Annotated in this window: 13 protein-coding genes and 1 pseudogene; 12 read left to right on the top strand and 2 right to left on the bottom strand. The window is 64.0% G+C overall.

Features of this window, described 5'->3' with window-relative positions:
- The first annotated feature begins 19 nt into the window (after positions 1-19).
- Together BHC62_RS00385 and BHC62_RS00380 are read left to right on the top strand one after the other, a co-directional pair.
- Positions 20-5,875, top strand: coding sequence for an Hpt domain-containing protein (locus BHC62_RS00385; protein ID WP_070993971.1), 5,856 nt, complete (start codon positions 20-22; stop codon positions 5,873-5,875).
- Positions 5,868-6,323, top strand: coding sequence for a chemotaxis protein CheW (locus tag BHC62_RS00380; protein ID WP_029300444.1), 456 nt, complete (start codon positions 5,868-5,870; stop codon positions 6,321-6,323). Before BHC62_RS00385 ends, BHC62_RS00380 begins: the two co-directional genes overlap by 8 nt.
- 158 nt (positions 6,324-6,481) lie before the next feature.
- Here the strand turns inward: BHC62_RS00380 and BHC62_RS00375 are convergent, their stop codons facing one another.
- Both BHC62_RS00375 and BHC62_RS00370 read right to left on the bottom strand, forming a co-directional pair.
- Entirely contained in the window at positions 6,482-6,769 is a 288-nt protein-coding gene (locus BHC62_RS00375; protein WP_029300442.1) for a HigA family addiction module antitoxin, read from the bottom strand.
- 14 nt (positions 6,770-6,783) lie between these two features.
- Complete coding sequence (locus BHC62_RS00370; RefSeq protein WP_070993970.1) at positions 6,784-7,062, bottom strand: type II toxin-antitoxin system RelE/ParE family toxin; 279 nt, start codon at positions 7,060-7,062, stop codon at positions 6,784-6,786.
- Positions 7,063-7,400: 338 nt separating this feature from the next.
- Between BHC62_RS00370 and BHC62_RS00365 the strand changes: the two are divergent.
- The 10 genes and pseudogenes from BHC62_RS00365 to madL form a co-directional block, all read left to right on the top strand.
- Positions 7,401-7,604: pseudogene (locus BHC62_RS00365) on the top strand (transcriptional regulator); the annotation flags it as partial.
- Between the two features lie 113 nt (positions 7,605-7,717).
- The gene (locus BHC62_RS00360) at positions 7,718-8,428 is read left to right on the top strand and encodes a hypothetical protein (protein WP_070993969.1); all 711 of its coding nucleotides are present in this window, start codon (positions 7,718-7,720) and stop codon (positions 8,426-8,428) included.
- Between the two features lie 202 nt (positions 8,429-8,630).
- Positions 8,631-10,301, top strand: coding sequence for a malonate decarboxylase subunit alpha (gene mdcA, locus BHC62_RS00355; protein ID WP_029300435.1), 1,671 nt, complete (start codon positions 8,631-8,633; stop codon positions 10,299-10,301).
- Complete coding sequence (locus BHC62_RS00350; RefSeq protein WP_070993968.1) at positions 10,302-11,159, top strand: triphosphoribosyl-dephospho-CoA synthase; 858 nt, start codon at positions 10,302-10,304, stop codon at positions 11,157-11,159.
- Positions 11,159-11,458: a malonate decarboxylase subunit delta gene (locus BHC62_RS00345; protein ID WP_029300430.1), complete on the top strand. Its 300-nt coding sequence runs from the start codon at positions 11,159-11,161 to the stop codon at positions 11,456-11,458. The genes BHC62_RS00350 and BHC62_RS00345 overlap by 1 nt, the downstream gene beginning before the upstream one ends.
- On the top strand, positions 11,451-12,293 hold the full coding sequence (locus tag BHC62_RS00340; RefSeq protein WP_070993967.1) for a biotin-independent malonate decarboxylase subunit beta: 843 nt from the start codon (positions 11,451-11,453) through the stop codon (positions 12,291-12,293). Before BHC62_RS00345 ends, BHC62_RS00340 begins: the two co-directional genes overlap by 8 nt.
- Positions 12,290-13,069, top strand: coding sequence for a biotin-independent malonate decarboxylase subunit gamma (gene mdcE / locus BHC62_RS00335; RefSeq protein ID WP_070993966.1), 780 nt, complete (start codon positions 12,290-12,292; stop codon positions 13,067-13,069). Before BHC62_RS00340 ends, mdcE begins: the two co-directional genes overlap by 4 nt.
- A complete protein-coding gene (locus BHC62_RS00330; protein WP_070993965.1) occupies positions 13,063-13,659 on the top strand; it encodes a malonate decarboxylase holo-ACP synthase in 597 nt (198 codons plus the stop codon). Before mdcE ends, BHC62_RS00330 begins: the two co-directional genes overlap by 7 nt.
- On the top strand, positions 13,656-14,561 hold the full coding sequence (gene mdcH, locus BHC62_RS00325) for a malonate decarboxylase subunit epsilon (protein ID WP_070993964.1): 906 nt from the start codon (positions 13,656-13,658) through the stop codon (positions 14,559-14,561). The genes BHC62_RS00330 and mdcH overlap by 4 nt, the downstream gene beginning before the upstream one ends.
- A 66-nt stretch (positions 14,562-14,627) precedes the next feature.
- Positions 14,628-15,020, top strand: coding sequence for a malonate transporter subunit MadL (gene madL / locus BHC62_RS00320; protein WP_029300421.1), 393 nt, complete (start codon positions 14,628-14,630; stop codon positions 15,018-15,020).
- Positions 15,021-15,024 lie beyond the last annotated feature (4 nt).

The following is a 15,024-nucleotide window of genomic DNA, read 5'->3' as shown; positions in this document are numbered from 1 at the left end:
CATTCAGACGGGAGTCGTTATGGTTGACCGGCACGACTACGTCGCCCTCGAATGGGTCAAGGGCGAGATCGCCGACACCCTGAAACAGGCCCGTGCGGCGCTGGACGCCTACACCGACGACTCCAGCGATGCGGCCCTCGCGCAGTGCCTTGCGGGCATTCACCAGGTCCACGGCGCCCTGCAGATGGTCGAGTTCTACGGCGCGGCACTGCTCGCCGAAGAAATGGAGCACCTGGCCCAGGCCCTGCAAGCGGGGCGGGTCAGCCAGCGTGAAGAAGGCATTCGTTTGCTGCAACAGGCCCTCGGGCAGCTGCCGCTGTACCTGGACCGTGTGCACAGTGCGCGGCGCGACCTGCCGCTGGTGGTGTTGCCGCTGCTCAATGACCTGCGCAGCGTGCACGGCAAAAGCCTGCTCTCGGAAACCAGCCTGTTCAGCCCGCAACTGCTGGTGATCGCGCCGTTGCCCGAGGATGCCCTGGCCCAGCGTGCGCCGGCCGATTTTGCCGAGCAACTGCAGCAGTGGCGGCAAATGCTGCAACAAGGGTTGGCCGGGCTACTGCGTGAGGACCACGGCCCCAGCAACCTGGAAGACATGGCGCGGGTCTTTGCCCAACTCGAAGCGCTGTGCCATGGCGCGCCGTTGCTGGCGTTGTGGCAAGTTACCTCGGCCTTGGCCGAAGGCATGCTCACCGGCGTTATCGCCAATAGCCCGGCGTTGCGCAGCCTGCTCAAGAGCTGCGACAAGGTACTCAAGCGCCTGCAGATCCAGGGCATCGAAGGGATCAACACCCCGGCGCCGGATCAACTGCTCAAGAGCCTGCTGTTTTACATCGCCAAAGTCACCCGGCCGACGCCGCGCATGCAAAGCCTCAAGGAACGCTACGGCCTGGATGAAGCCTTGCCCGACAGCACCGTGGTCGATGCCGAGCGCGCGCGCCTGGCCGGCCCGGACCGCAACGCCATGGGCTCGGTGCTCGGCGCGCTGTGTGAAGAGTTGGTGCGGGTCAAGGAACGTCTGGACCTGTTTGTGCGCAGCGACCGCCAGCACATCTCTGCCCTGGACAGCCTGCTGGCGCCGTTGCGCCAGATCGCCGATACCCTGGCGGTATTGGGGTTTGGCCAGCCGCGCAAAGTGATCATCGACCAGCTGGCGGTGGTCCAGGGCCTGGCCCAGGGGCAGCGCGAACCCAATGATGCGGTGCTGATGGATGTGGCCGGGGCGTTGCTCTATGTCGAAGCGACCCTGGCCGGGATGGTGGGCACCGTCGAACCGCAAAACCGTGAAGACAGCCGCCTGCCCACCACCGACCTGACCCAGATCCACCAGTTGGTGATCAAGGAGTCATGCCAGTGCCTCAAGCAGGCGCGGGAGTTGGTCATCGACTGCCTGGAGGCGCAGTGGGATACGCAGCGCCTGGAATCCCTGCCGCAACTGCTGACCCAGGTGCGCGGTGCCCTGGCGATGATCCCGCTGCCGCGCGCGGCGGGCCTGGTGCGTGGCTTCAAGATTTACGTCGATGAACAGTGGATGGGCCATGACACGGCGCCGCCGGCGGCGCAGCTTGAACATTGCGCCGATGTGCTCACCAGCCTGGAACACTACCTGGAGCGCATGCTGCAGGACCCGGATGCCCCGGGCGAGCGGGTGCTGGACATCGCCTTTGAAGGGCTCGCGGCCCTAGGTTATGCACCCGTGCCAGCGCAACAAGCCTGGCGCCAGGAACGCTCGGCACCACACGATGAGTTGCCGGCCGATTCCCAGACACTGGCGCAGGCCCTGGCCAGCCCGACCCCACGTCTCAACCCGCCGGCCCTGCAGCGCCCGGGCAGCCTGCTGCCGCCGCCGGCCGACGAAGAGTCGGTGGACGATGAACTGCGCGAAGTGTTCCTCGAGGAAACCGCCGAAGTGCTGGAAGTGCTGCAGCGCCTTATACCCCAAGGCGCCGTCAGCCTCGAAGACAAGACCGCCCTGAGCGACATGCGCCGCGCCTTCCATACCCTCAAGGGCAGCGGGCGTATGGTGCGTGCCCTGGTGTTGGCGGAACTGGCGTGGGCCGTGGAAAACCTGCTTAACCGCGTGCTGGAGCGGGTGGTCGCGCCGGGCGCCGAAGTCCAGGCCGTACTGGATGATGTATTGCTGCTGCTGCCGGCATTGATTGCCGAGTTCGCCGCCGATGCCCAGCGCCAGCGCGATGATGTCGACCTGCTTGCCGCACGCGCCCATGCCCTGGCCAGTGGCGCGCCGTTACCGCCTGCCGTGGAACCGGAGGACAGCACGCTCGACCCGCTGCTGCTGGAGATCTTCCGCAACGAAGCGTTGAGCCACCTGGACAGCCTCAATCGGTTTTTGCACCAGGCCACCGAACAGATGCCGCTGCACGTCAGCGATGAACTGCAACGTGCGTTGCATACCCTCAAGGGCAGCGCCTACATGGCGGGCGTCCTGCCCATCGCCGAGCTGGCGCGGCCGTTGGACCATCTGACCCGTGAGTACAAGGCCCATCGCCTGGCGCTGGACCTGGATGAAATCGACCTGCTGCTGGAGGGTGAAGCCCTGTTCCAGCGCGGCTTGCGCCAGTTGGACAGTGATCCCCTGGCACCCATCGACGGCGCGCAGTCGTTGATCGAGCGCACCCAGGCGCGTCTCGACAGCCAGCTTGAAGCCTTCCTCAACGCCCCGAGCGAGGGCCTGCGGGTCAAGCGCGACCCACAGTTGATCAGCAATTTCCTGGCCCAGGGCATGGACATCCTGCTGGACGCCGAAAGCCTGCTGCGGCGCTGGCAGCAACACCCCGGCGAGCGCCAGGAACTCAGCGCATTGCTGGACGAGTTGACCACCCTGGGCGAGGGCGCACACCTGGCCGACCTGCACCCGATGGATGAGCTGTGCGAAGCGTTGCTCGACCTGTATGGCGCGGTGGAAGAGAGCAGCCTGGCAGTCAGCGAGCGGTTTTTCCATGAGGCCGAGCTGGCCCATGAAGCCCTGATCAACATGCTCGACCAACTGGCCGCCGGCCAGGAAGTCAGCCCGGCGCCGGCGCGCATGAAAGCCTTGCGCGAGCTGCTCGATGAAGGGCTCGACCCCAGCGCCACCGGCCTGATCAAAAGTGATGGCAGTCGCGCCCTGAGCATTGCCGAACTGGGCGCGGCCACCACACAGTTGCAACAGGACTGGGCGGTGGACGATGAGATCGTCGAGATCTTCCTTGAGGAAGCGGTCGATATCCTCGACAGCGCCGGGCAGTCCCTCAAGCGCTGGTTGCTGGACCCCGACGGCGTGGCACCGCTGTCGTCCCTGCAGCGCGACCTGCACACCCTGCGCGGCGGCGCGCGCATGGCCGAAATCGGTCCGGTGGGCGATCTGGCCCAGGAACTGGAAACCCTTTACGAAGGCCTGGTGGACCGGCGCTATAGCTACTCCGCTGAAATGGCCCAAGTGTTGATGGACAGCCATGAACACCTGGCCTTGCAACTGGAGCAGTTGCAAGAGCAGCAACCGTTGAGTGACTCCAGCGCCTTGATCAACCGTTTGCGCGATGTGCGCCAGAACGCGGCGCCAGTAACTGTGCCCGTAGCGCCTGAGGCGCAGGGTGCAGGCAGCGATCCCGAACTGCTGGATATCTTCCTCGAAGAAGCGGCCGATATCCTCGACAGCTCCGGCGCGGCGCTGCTGCGTTGGCAGGCCGAGCCGCAGAACCGCCAGGAGGTCGAGACCTTGCTGCGCGACCTGCATACCCTCAAGGGCGGGGCGCGTATGGTCGAAATTGCGCCCATCGGCGACCTGGCCCACGAACTGGAGTTTCTCTACGAAGGCCTTTCGGCGGGGCTGCTGGCGCCCACGGCCGAGCTGTTTGCATTGTTGCAAGGCTGCCACGACCGCCTGGCACAGATGGTCGAGGCGGTGGCAGCGGGGTTGCCGGTCGGCTCCGTAGAGCGTCTGATCGAGCGCATCAAGAGCCTGGTCCAGCCCACCGAAACCCAGGCTGCCCCGGTCGCGATGCCCGCCGGCAAACCCGAAGCGCCAGCGGCCAGCGAGCCGGGCGCGGACATGGTGAAAATATCCGCCGAGCTACTGGATGACCTGGTCAACCTCGCCGGTGAAACCTCGATTTTCCGTGGGCGTATCGAGCAGCAGGTCAACGACGCCCGCAGCGCCCTCACCGAGGTGCAAACCACCATCGAGCGCATGCGCGACCAACTGCGTCGCCTCGAAACCGAGACCCAGGGGCGGATCGTCAGCCGCCAGCACGCCGAAACCGAGCGCCTGGGCTACGAAGAATTCGACCCACTGGAAATGGATCGCCATTCCCAGTTGCAACAGTTGTCCCGCGCGTTGTCCGAGTCGGCCTCGGACTTGCTGGACCTCAAGGAAACCCTCGACCAGCGTAACCAGGACGCGCAGAACCTGTTGCAGCAACAGGCGCGCATCAACACCGAGTTGCAAGAAGGCCTGATGCGCACGCGCATGGTGCCGTTCGAACGCATGCTGCCGCGCCTCAAGCGCATCGTGCGGCAGGTGGCCGGTGAGCTGGGCAAGGATGTGGAATTCGTCGTCGGCAATGCCGAGGGCGAGATGGACCGCAACGTGCTGGAGCGCATGGCGGCGCCCCTGGAGCATATGCTGCGCAACGCCGTCGACCATGGCCTGGAGTCGCGGGATGCACGGCTGTTGGCGGGCAAGCCGGAGAAGGGCCGGATCACCCTGGACCTGAGCCACGAAGGCGGCGACATCATCTTCGATATGCGCGACGACGGCGCCGGCGTGCCACTGGATGCAGTGCGGCGCAAGGCGATCAAGCGCGGCCTGTTGGACCCGGAAATGGAGATCAGCGACCGCGATGTGTTGCAGTTCATCTTGCAGCCAGGGTTCTCCACCGCCGAAAAAATCACCCAGATTTCCGGGCGTGGCGTGGGCATGGACGTGGTGCACGAAGAAGTGCGCCAGTTGGGCGGCAGCATGTTCATTGACTCTACGCCGGGCGTGGGCGTGCATTTTCGTATTCGCCTGCCGTTTACCGTGTCGGTCAACCGGGCGTTGATGGTGCAGTGTGCGGAGGACCAGTACGCGATTCCGCTGAACACCATCCAGGGCCTGGTGCGCGTATTGCCCAATGAGCTGGAGGGGCACTACCAACTGGATCCGCCGGTGTATGAATACGCGGGCCAGCGCTACGAGTTGTATTACCTGGGCGAGTTGCTGCACACCGTGGCCCGGCCCAAGCTGCTGGGGCAAAACCAGCCGCTGCCGGTGCTGCTGATGCAATGCAACGAGCGGCATATTGCGGTGCAGGTGGACGACATGGCCGGCACCCGCGAAATCGTGGTCAAGGGCCTGGGCCCGCAGTTTGCGGCGGTGCAAGGGCTGTCCGGGGCGACCATCCTGGGCGATGGCCGGGTGGTATTGATCATCGACCTGCTGGCGCATATCCGCGCCCTGGCCCCGGCCTTGCCGGCCCAGGCGGCAGACAGCGTGCTGGCGGTCAACGAGCCGCAGAAAAAACAGCGCTTGCTGGTGCTGGTGGTGGACGACTCGGTGACCGTGCGCAAAGTCACCAGCCGCTTGCTGGAGCGCAATGGCATGAACGTGCTGACCGCCAAGGACGGCATCGACGCCATCGCCTTGCTCGAGGAACACACCCCGGACCTGATGTTGCTGGATATCGAAATGCCGCGCATGGATGGTTTTGAAGTGGCGATCCAGGTGCGCAACGACCCGCGGCTCAAGCGCCTGCCGATCATCATGATCACCTCCCGCACCGGCCAGAAACACCGCGACCGGGCCATGGCGATCGGCGTCAACGACTACCTCGGCAAGCCCTATCAAGAGTCGGTGTTGCTCGAAAGCATCGCCTACTGGAGCCCGAAACATGCTTGACCACCGCACCAGTCAACTCACCGGCTTGCTGCTGCCCCTGGCCGACCGCCACCTGTTGCTACCCAACGTCGCGGTGGCCGAGCTGATCGACTTCCAGCGCGGCGAACCGGCCAGCGACGCACCACCGTGGTACCTGCGGCAAGTGACCTGGCGCGACCAGCACCTGCCGCTGATCAGCTTTGAAGCGGCCTGCGGTGGCACCAGTATTGTCAGCGAGCGCGCGCGGATCGTCGTGCTCAACGCCCTGGGCGGGCGGCCCACATTGAAGTTCATTGCCCTGGTGATCCAGGGCATTCCCCGTTCCTACAAGCTCGACAGCCAGTTGAGTTACGTGGACGTGCCTCTATCGCCGCTGGAACTGGCGGCGGTACAGGTCGGCGAGCATGTGGCGAAAGTGCCGGACCTGATGGGATTGGAAGCGCTGCTGGTCGAGGCTGGCCTGGCCTGAACACCCGTTCTCAGCACCTCTGAAGATCCAGTGTGGGAGCGGGCTTGTGTGGGAGCTGGCTTGCCTGCGATAGCATCCCCTCGGTTTAACTGACACACCGAAGCGTCTGCATCGCAGGCAAGCCAGCTCCCACATTGGATTGTGCTTGGCGCCTAGCCCTACTCAATCTGCGCAAAACGCTCAATCACCGGTTGTTCACGGTGCTCCGCTTGCCAAAGATCATAGGTGCTTTGCATCGACAGCCATAACCGCGCTTTGCTGATGCCTGCCCGCTCCAGCCTCACGGCAAGGTCCGGGCTGACTGGCGCGTGACCATGCAGGATCCTGGAGAATGTTTCCCTGGCAAAGCCGAGCCGCCGGGCCATTTCGGTAATGGTGATACCCAGGCTGGGCATCACATCCTCAAGCAGGATTTCGCCGGGATGTGGTGGGTTGTGCATACCCATGTGCGTGCCCCTGTTCAGTGGTAGTCAAGGTAATCAACCAGTTCGACGTGATCATCCAGCATACGAAAAATGATGCGCCAGTTACCGCTGATGCTGACGGAACAGTAGTCGAGCAGATCGCCTTTGAGACGATGAAAGCGCCATCCTGGGAGATTCAATTCGTTCGGGTGTCCTGCGCTATCCAGAATCAGCAGCACACGACGCAAGCGTTTCGCATGACCCGCGTTGATACCTTTGGTTGATCCTGTTTCATAAAAATGCTGGAGCCCCTTGTGTTTCCAGCTGACGATCATGGATGGATTGTGATGTGATACATCACACTCTGCAATGGCCTTGTATCGGGTTTCAGGGTCAGATTCATGATGTTCTGCTGGTGAGATGATTCAAATCCCAAAGGCTAGTGAGGCGACATCCGAGCAACAACCCTAAAAGGTTGTAGGAATGATTGATGGGGATGCAGTCTTTAGATTTTTCCCGCGAAATTTTCGCGCCATCCCACAAATGATCGAGCGGGGCCAACTGCTGATCGAGCACGCGCTGGAGCAGATATCGCCGGCGGCCGCTGCGTAAAACTTGATCAGTCCCAAAAAGGGACCTATCGTTCCCTTTTTGGGACTCTTTGGTCGTCGCCATGCAAACCCTGCCCCTCAGCACAGCCCTGTTTACCGTGACCCAGCAAAAAGTCCTGGGCCTGCTTTTTGGCAAACCTGAACAGAGCTTTTTCACCAATGAAATAGCCCGCTGGGCCCAAGTGGGCAAGGGCAGCCTGACCCGTGAGCTGGAGCGCCTGCAACGGGCGGGTGTCTTGAGCATGAGCCGTCAGGGCAACTCGACAGTACACAAGCGTTGTTGAGTAATGTGGATGCGCAGCTCAAATGCTTTCTCGGATAAAGCCCCACGCAAACCCGCCGATAACCCGAGGAGTCTTTCGGTGGAAGCAACAACACAATGTGGCTATTTGACGTATTTGTCCGGTTGTACAACTCCAGCCCGTTTAATGGTGCCTTGCTGTTGTGGGTCGTGGTGTTGGCGCTCACTGCCAGCGTGACGATGAATTTCCCGACCCGGCGCGGCAAGCTCGCAGGCTTCGTGATCTCGTCGGTGGGCGCGGTGTTTATCTTGGGGTATCTGGAAACCCTCAGTGACGAATACAAAGAACCCAAGGTCGTTGTGATCAATCTGGTGGTCATGAGCCTGGGCGGCTTGGGCTCGGGCCTGCTGGCGGTGGCTATCTCGCGACGGCCGAGCAAGGCCGACATTCAACAGACCCGCACCTTCATCCATGGCTGGGGCCTGAGGATCTTTGAATACCTGTTGGTGTTTATCCTCATGTGCTCACTCGCCTTGTCTGCGCTCTGCCTGCTCTTTTGGTTCTTCGGTTGGCCTGTGGTGACGGGGCATGCAGTGTCGGGTTTGTTGCTGGTGTTCCTGGTCGCGGCGATGGGTTGCGCGTTCATTTCCTACCTGCGTCGGTCAATGAAGTGGGAGCAGTGGGGCGTGGGCCTGTTGTTTGGGCTATTGCTGTTTCTGCTGCCGGTGTATGTGCAGGCGATTTGGGGGCTGGTGAGCTGGAGCCTGGCGGCGGTGCTGGGGTTTCATACCGTGGCAGGCATCGCCATGGGCTGGACCGTATGGCGCCAGCGTATGGAATGGTTGTAGGAGCGAGCTTGCTCGCGAAGGATGAATGGGCGCCGCGCGTTACCTAATAGCGCTGCATTATCGTTGACGTTTTTCGCGAGCAAGCTCGCTCCCACAGAACGGATCGTTACTCCAGCCGTAACGGTTCGCCGCCGAGCTTGATTGATACCCCCCCGATTCACTCCTATGGTGAGCCCCACGACAGCGAACCCGTGGAGCGATCATGACAACAACAATAACCCCCGACTCGCGCTGGACGCGGCGACGCGATGAGAAACAGCGGCGTCTGGCGCGGGTGGCATCCCTGGCCGATGGTGTGGTGTTACCCACCGAACGCATTGTCGAGGCCCTGCAAGCCCTGATCCTGCCCGGCGACCGTGTGGTGCTGGAAGGCAATAACCAGAAGCAGGCCGACTTTCTCTCGCGCTCCCTGGCCAAGGCCGACCCGGCTGTGCTCCACGACTTGCACATGATCATGCCCAGCGTCGGGCGCTCCGAGCACCTGGACCTGTTTGAAAAGGGCATCGCGCGCAAGCTCGACTTTTCCTTCGCCGGCACCCAATCCCTGCGCATCAGCCAGTTGCTCGAAGACGGCCTGCTGGAAGTCGGCGCGATCCACACCTACATCGAATTGTATGCACGGCTGGTTGTCGACCTGATCCCCAACGTGGTGCTGTCCGCCGGCTTTATGGCCGACCGCGCCGGCAACATCTACACCGGCCCCAGTACCGAAGACACCCCGGCGCTGATCGAACCGGCGGCCTTCAGCGATGGCATCGTCATCGTCCAGGTCAACCAGTTGGTGGACGACGTCAGCGACTTGCCCCGCGTAGACATCCCGGCCAGTTGGGTGGATTTTGTGGTGGTGGCCGACAAGCCCTTCTACATCGAACCGCTGTTCACCCGCGACCCCCGGCATATCAAGCCGGTGCATGTGCTGATGGCGATGATGGCGATCCGTGGCATCTACGAAAAACACAATGTGCAGTCGCTGAACCATGGCATTGGTTTCAACACCGCCGCCATCGAACTGATCCTGCCGACCTACGGCGAGTCCCTGGGCCTCAAAGGCAAGATCTGCCGCAACTGGACCCTCAACCCGCACCCGACGCTGATTCCCGCCATCGAAAGCGGCTGGGTCGAAAGCGTGCATTGCTTCGGTACCGAGTTGGGCATGGAACACTACATCGCCGCCCGCCCGGATGTGTTCTTCACCGGCCGCGACGGCTCATTGCGCTCCAACCGGATGTTCTGCCAATTGGCTGGCCAATACGCGGTGGACCTGTTTATCGGCGCCACCTTGCAGGTAGATGGCGACGGTCATTCCTCCACCGTGACCCGCGGCCGGCTGGCCGGGTTCGGTGGCGCGCCGAACATGGGCCACGACCCGCGGGGGCGCCGTCACGGCACCCCGGCCTGGCTCGATATGCGCCACGACGATGCCCCCGAAGCCCTGCTGGAACGCGGCAAAAAACTCGTCGTGCAAATGGTAGAGACCTTCCAGGAGGGCGGCAAACCGACCTTCGTCGAAACCCTGGATGCGGTGGAAGTGGCGCGCAAAAGCGGCATGCCCCTGGCGCCGATCATGATCTACGGCGACGACGTGACCCACCTGCTCACCGAAGAAGGCATCGCCTACCTGTACAAGGCGCGCTCCCTGGAAGAACGCCAGGCGATGATCGCGGCGGTGGCCGGGGTGACCGCCATCGGCCTGCGCCACAACCCCAAGGACACCGCGCGCATGCGCCGCGAGGGCCTGATCGCCTTGCCCGAAGACCTCGGCATCCGCCGCACCGACGCCACCCGCGAACTGCTGGCGGCCAAAAGCGTGGCCGACCTGGTGGACTGGTCCGGTGGCCTGTACAACCCGCCCGCCAAGTTCAGGAGCTGGTAAATGCACGCACTCAAACTGCACACACTGACCCTGGCCGAGCAACTGGCGGACCTGGCGGTCGACGCGCTGATCGACGAAGCGGACCTGTCGCCCAAGCCGGCGTTGGTGGACCGGCGCGGCAACGGCGCTCACAACGATCTGCACCTGGGCCTGATGCATGCCTCGGCGCTGTCCCTGTGGCCGGCGTTCAAGGAAATGGCCGAGGCGGCGATCGAGTTAGGTGAAGTCGGCCTGCCACTGCGCGAAGCCCTGGGCCGTATCGGGCGCGAGGGTGAGCAAGCGATGCTGATCACCACCCAAGGCGTGAACACCCATCGCGGCGCGATCTGGGCCCTCGGCCTGCTGGTGGCTGCCACCGCGCTGGATCCCACCTCCCGCAACGCCAGTGCCGTGAGCCTGCGCGCCGCGCGCCTGGCCTTGCTCAACGACCGCTATGCGCCGCAACCGTTGAGCCATGGCGTACAAGTCGCGCAGCGCTACGGTGTGCACGGTGCCCGCGAAGAAGCGCAACTGGGCTTCCCCGCGGTGCTGCAACGGGGCCTGCCGCAACTGCATGCAAGCCGTGCGCAACAACACGGCGAGCAGAACGCACGCCTCGATGCGCTGCTGGCGATCATGACCCAACTGGCCGATACCTGCGTGCTGTACCGCGCCGGCACCGATGGCCTGCAGGCCATGCAACTGGGGGCCCAGGCCGTGCTGGACGCAGGCGGCAGTGCAAGCCTGGCCGGGCGGCGGCGCCTCAATGAATTGGACCAACAACTGCTGGCACTCAATGCCTCCCCCGGTGGCGCCGCCGACCTGTTGGCCGCCTGCCTGTTTATCGACCGCATCGAGTCTTGCGACGGAGCGTTTTGATGGAAACCCTATCCTTTGAATTCCCCGCCGGGCAGCCGCCCAAAGGCCGTGCGCTGGTGGGTTGCGTCGGTTCCGGCGACCTTGAAGTGCTGCTGGAACCGGGCACGGCGGGCACCTTGAGCATCCAGGTGCAAACCTCGGTCAACGGCGCCGAGCAACGCTGGCAACACCTGTTCCAGCGGCTTTTCCAGGAACAGACACCGCCGGCCTTGAACATTCAGATCCACGACTTTGGCGCCACCCCCGGCGTGGTGCGCTTGCGTCTGGAGCAAGGTTTCGAGGAGCTTGGCCATGACTGACTTACTCAACCGACACAGCTTCGTCGAGCTCGGCGCCCGTCAGCGGGCCAAGGCGTTGCTGGATGCCGGCAGCTACCGGGAACTGATCGACCCGTTCCAACGCGTAATGTCGCCGTGGCTGAGCCGCCAGGGTGTGGTCCCGCAGGCCGACGATGGCGTGGTGATCGCCAAGGGCACCCTCGACGGCCTGCCGCTGGTGATCGCCGCCATCGAAGGCAACTTCCAGGGCGGCAGCCTCGGTGAAGTCGGCGGGGCAAAAATCGCCGGGGCCCTGGAACTGGCCGCCGAGGACAACCGCAACGGCGTCCCCACCCGCGCTGTGCTGCTATTGGAAACCGGCGGTGTGCGCTTGCAGGAAGCCAACCTCGGGCTGGCGGCGATTGCCGATATCCACGCCGCAATTGTCGACCTGCGCCAGTACCAGCCAGTGATCGGCGTGGTGGCCGGCAGTGTTGGCTGCTTTGGCGGCATGTCGATTGCCGCTGGCCTGTGCAGTTACCTGCTGGTAACCCGCGAAGCCCGCCTGGGCTTGAACGGCCCGCAAGTGATCGAACAGGAAGCCGGCCTTGAAGAATACGACTCCCGTGACCGGCCCTTCATCTGGAGCCTGACCGGCGGCGAGCAGCGCTTCAACAGCGGCCTGGCCGACCGCTATGTGGCGGACGACGTGGCGCAGATCCGCCAGCAGATCAGTGAACTGTTGCAGCAAGGTTTGCCGGCCTCGCAACGCAGCCGCCAGGCCGACTATTACCTGGCGCGTCTGGCTGCGCTGGACGCCGCACCGCAGATCGAGCCGGCCACGGTTCGTGACCTGTATCAGGGAGAACGCCCATGAGAGGCTTGCAGTGGTTCAGCGCATTGAGCGCCGGTGCGGCGCCGGTGGCAGGTCTGCCGGCTTCGTTGAAAGTGGCGGATGGCGTGCTTGGCGAGCAAGCCGTACGGTTTATCGCGGTGGTGCCGGATGCCGCCAACCGCTTCCCAAGGGCGCGTCAGGGTGAGGTGGGTTTGCTGGAAGGCTGGGGTTTGGCCAAGGCGGTGGATGAAGCCATCGCCAGCGGCGATCAACGCCCGATCATTGCCATCGTCGACGTACCGAGCCAGGCCTACGGCCGCCGCGAAGAAGCGTTGGGGATTCATCAAGCCCTGGCGGCGGCGGCGGACAGTTATGCCCGTGCGCGCCTGGCCGGGCACCCGGTGATCGGGTTGCTGGTGGGCAAGGCCATGTCCGGGGCGTTTCTTGCCCATGGCTACCAAGCCAATCGCCTGATTGCCCTGCGCGACCCTGGGGTGATGGTGCACGCCATGGGCAAGGCGTCGGCGGCGCGGGTCACCTTGCGCAGTGTCGAAGAACTGGAAGCCCTGGCCGCCAGCGTGCCGCCCATGGCCTATGACATCGACAGCTATGCCAGCCTCGGTCTGCTCTGGGAAACCCTCACGGTCAACCAGATCGAGCACCCCACGGCCGATGACCTGGTGCGGGTCAGCGATTGCCTGCAGCAGGCGATCAAGGACGTACAGAACAGCGGCGTGCGGGATTTGCGCGGGCGCCTGGGCGCCGTCAACCGTGCGGCGTCCAGCCGTGTACGCGAGCTGCTGCGGGAGCAATGGTGAACGCTCACGACTTGCTCTGGGGCATGACCCCGGCGCATCTGCCGGCTGACGCACCGGCCTGGGCACTGGCGGCGATCGGTGCCGGGCAGCCCGTTGTGGTGCGCCGGGCGCTGGCCGAACCGGGCTATGTGGCGGTGGGTGTGCGCGGGCGTTTGCGTGAGCAGCGCTTTGGCGCATTGATGCCCCTAGCAGCGGTACAACGGCGAGTTGCCCCGGAAGCGCTGCGCGAGGTGATCTCGCCTCGGGATCTGCCGGCGTTGCGCGCCCTCGATCAGTTGCGGCCGATGCTGGCGCACGAAGTCTGGGGCGTGACGGGCAGCGCGGGTTTCGAGTTGGCCACCGGCATTGAAGCGCTGCATGCCCAGAGCGATCTGGATTTGTTGTTGCGCACGCCCGAGCCTCTTGATCGCGGCGATGCCAAGGATCTGGCGGCGCTGCTGGACACCGCGCCGTGTGCCGTGGATCTGCAACTGCAAACCCCGTATGGCGCGGTGGCCTTGCGCGAATGGGCCGGCCCTTCGCCGCGGGTGCTGCTGAAAAGCGCCAGCGGCGCGCACCTGGTCAGTGACCCTTGGCAGGCGGTGGTATGAGCAGCCTTTTGGTGTTCCCAGGGCAAGGCGCCCAGCGCCCGGGCATGCTCCAGCAGTTGCCCGCCAGCGTCCTCGACGAAGCCAGCGAGGCCTTGGCGCAAGATGTGCGCCAGCTCGATTCGGCACAGGCCCTGGCCAGTACCCGCGCCGTGCAACTGTGCTTGCTGATTGCAGGCGTGGCCCACGCTCGTCAGTTGCAACACACGCCGGACTACGTGGCGGGCCTGTCCATTGGCGCCTACCCGGCGGCGGTGATCGCCGGCGCCCTGGGGTTTGCCGATGCACTGCGCCTGGTCAGCCTGCGCGGTGAGCTGATGCAGCGCGCTTATCCACAGGGCTACGGCATGACCGCGCTGATCGGCCTGGAGTTATCCACCGTCGAAAATGTGCTGGCCGAAGTCCAGGGACCCGATTCACCGGTGTACCTGGCCAATATCAATGCCGACAACCAGTGCGTGATTGCCGGCAGCGATGCAGCCATGCAACGGGTCGCGGATCGCGTCAAAGGCCAGGTCGTGGCCAAGCGCCTGGCCGTCAGCGTGCCGTCCCATTGCGCGCTGCTGGACACGCCTGCGCAAACACTGGCCGAGGCGTTCGCCAAGGTCGCGCTCAAGGCGCCGGCCATCAGCTACCTGAGCAGCACGCGGGCGCGGCCGATTCGTGATCCCGCGCAACTGCGCGACGACCTGGCCTTCAACATGTGCCGCATCGTCGATTGGCGCGGCACCGTGCAAAGCGCCTATGAGCGTGGTGTGCGCCTGCAGATCGAACTGCCACCAGGCGCGGTGCTTACTGGCCTGGCGCGGCGGGTGTTTGAACAGGGCACCGTGATCGCGTTCGAAGGTGCCCGCCTGGACACCTTGCAGGCCCTGTTGGAGCAGGAGGGCCGCCATCACCGATAAAGCATGACCTTGGCTTTCGAAGCACAAAAACAACAATTTCGATCAAGCATCAAGAGGACTACCAGCATGATTATTTACGGTGTGGCGTTTCTGGCCTTGTGTACCCTGGCGGGCCTGTTTGTCGGCGAGCTGCTGGGCCAATGGATGGGCATCCCGGCCAACGTCGGCGGGGTAGGCATCGCGATGTTGCTGCTGATCGGCCTGGGCAGTTACCTGGGCAAGCGTGGCCTGTTTACCGGCAAGTCGGAGCAGGGTGTGAGCTTCTGGGCGGCGGTGTACATCCCGATTGTGGTGGCCATGGCGGCCCAGCAAAACGTCTATGGCGCTATCAGTGGCGGCCCCATGGCGATTCTCGCCGGCACCTGCGCGGTAGTGGTGGCATTTGCCCTGGTGCCGGTGCTGGTACGCCTCGGCAACCGTGAGCCGGATGCCGTCATCCCTACCAAGACGGCAGGGTGAGCGC

Source organism: Pseudomonas sp. 06C 126 (assembly GCF_001855215.1).
GTDB classification, from domain to species: Bacteria; Pseudomonadota; Gammaproteobacteria; order Pseudomonadales; family Pseudomonadaceae; genus Aquipseudomonas; species Aquipseudomonas proteolytica.
Note: the sequence above shows the minus strand (reverse complement) of the source record. Positions and strands in the feature narration are given on the sequence as shown.

What these genes read in the sequence shown, in the direction of transcription:
- BHC62_RS00370 (WP_070993970.1), bottom strand. Translation starts at nt 7,062, where the DNA reads ATGATCGTCAGCTGGAAACACAAGGGGCTCCAGCATTTTTATGAAACA.
- BHC62_RS00330 (WP_070993965.1), top strand. Translation starts at nt 13,063, where the DNA reads ATGGTGAACGCTCACGACTTGCTCTGGGGCATGACCCCGGCGCATCTG.
- BHC62_RS00350 (WP_070993968.1), top strand. Translation starts at nt 10,302, where the DNA reads ATGCACGCACTCAAACTGCACACACTGACCCTGGCCGAGCAACTGGCG.
- BHC62_RS00345 (WP_029300430.1), top strand. Translation starts at nt 11,159, where the DNA reads ATGGAAACCCTATCCTTTGAATTCCCCGCCGGGCAGCCGCCCAAAGGC.
- BHC62_RS00340 (WP_070993967.1), top strand. Translation starts at nt 11,451, where the DNA reads ATGACTGACTTACTCAACCGACACAGCTTCGTCGAGCTCGGCGCCCGT.
- BHC62_RS00380 (WP_029300444.1), top strand. Translation starts at nt 5,868, where the DNA reads ATGCTTGACCACCGCACCAGTCAACTCACCGGCTTGCTGCTGCCCCTG.
- mdcA (WP_029300435.1), top strand. Translation starts at nt 8,631, where the DNA reads ATGACAACAACAATAACCCCCGACTCGCGCTGGACGCGGCGACGCGAT.
- madL (WP_029300421.1), top strand. Translation starts at nt 14,628, where the DNA reads ATGATTATTTACGGTGTGGCGTTTCTGGCCTTGTGTACCCTGGCGGGC.
- mdcE (WP_070993966.1), top strand. Translation starts at nt 12,290, where the DNA reads ATGAGAGGCTTGCAGTGGTTCAGCGCATTGAGCGCCGGTGCGGCGCCG.
- BHC62_RS00375 (WP_029300442.1), bottom strand. Translation starts at nt 6,769, where the DNA reads ATGGGTATGCACAACCCACCACATCCCGGCGAAATCCTGCTTGAGGAT.
- BHC62_RS00385 (WP_070993971.1), top strand. Translation starts at nt 20, where the DNA reads ATGGTTGACCGGCACGACTACGTCGCCCTCGAATGGGTCAAGGGCGAG.
- mdcH (WP_070993964.1), top strand. Translation starts at nt 13,656, where the DNA reads ATGAGCAGCCTTTTGGTGTTCCCAGGGCAAGGCGCCCAGCGCCCGGGC.
- BHC62_RS00360 (WP_070993969.1), top strand. Translation starts at nt 7,718, where the DNA reads ATGTGGCTATTTGACGTATTTGTCCGGTTGTACAACTCCAGCCCGTTT.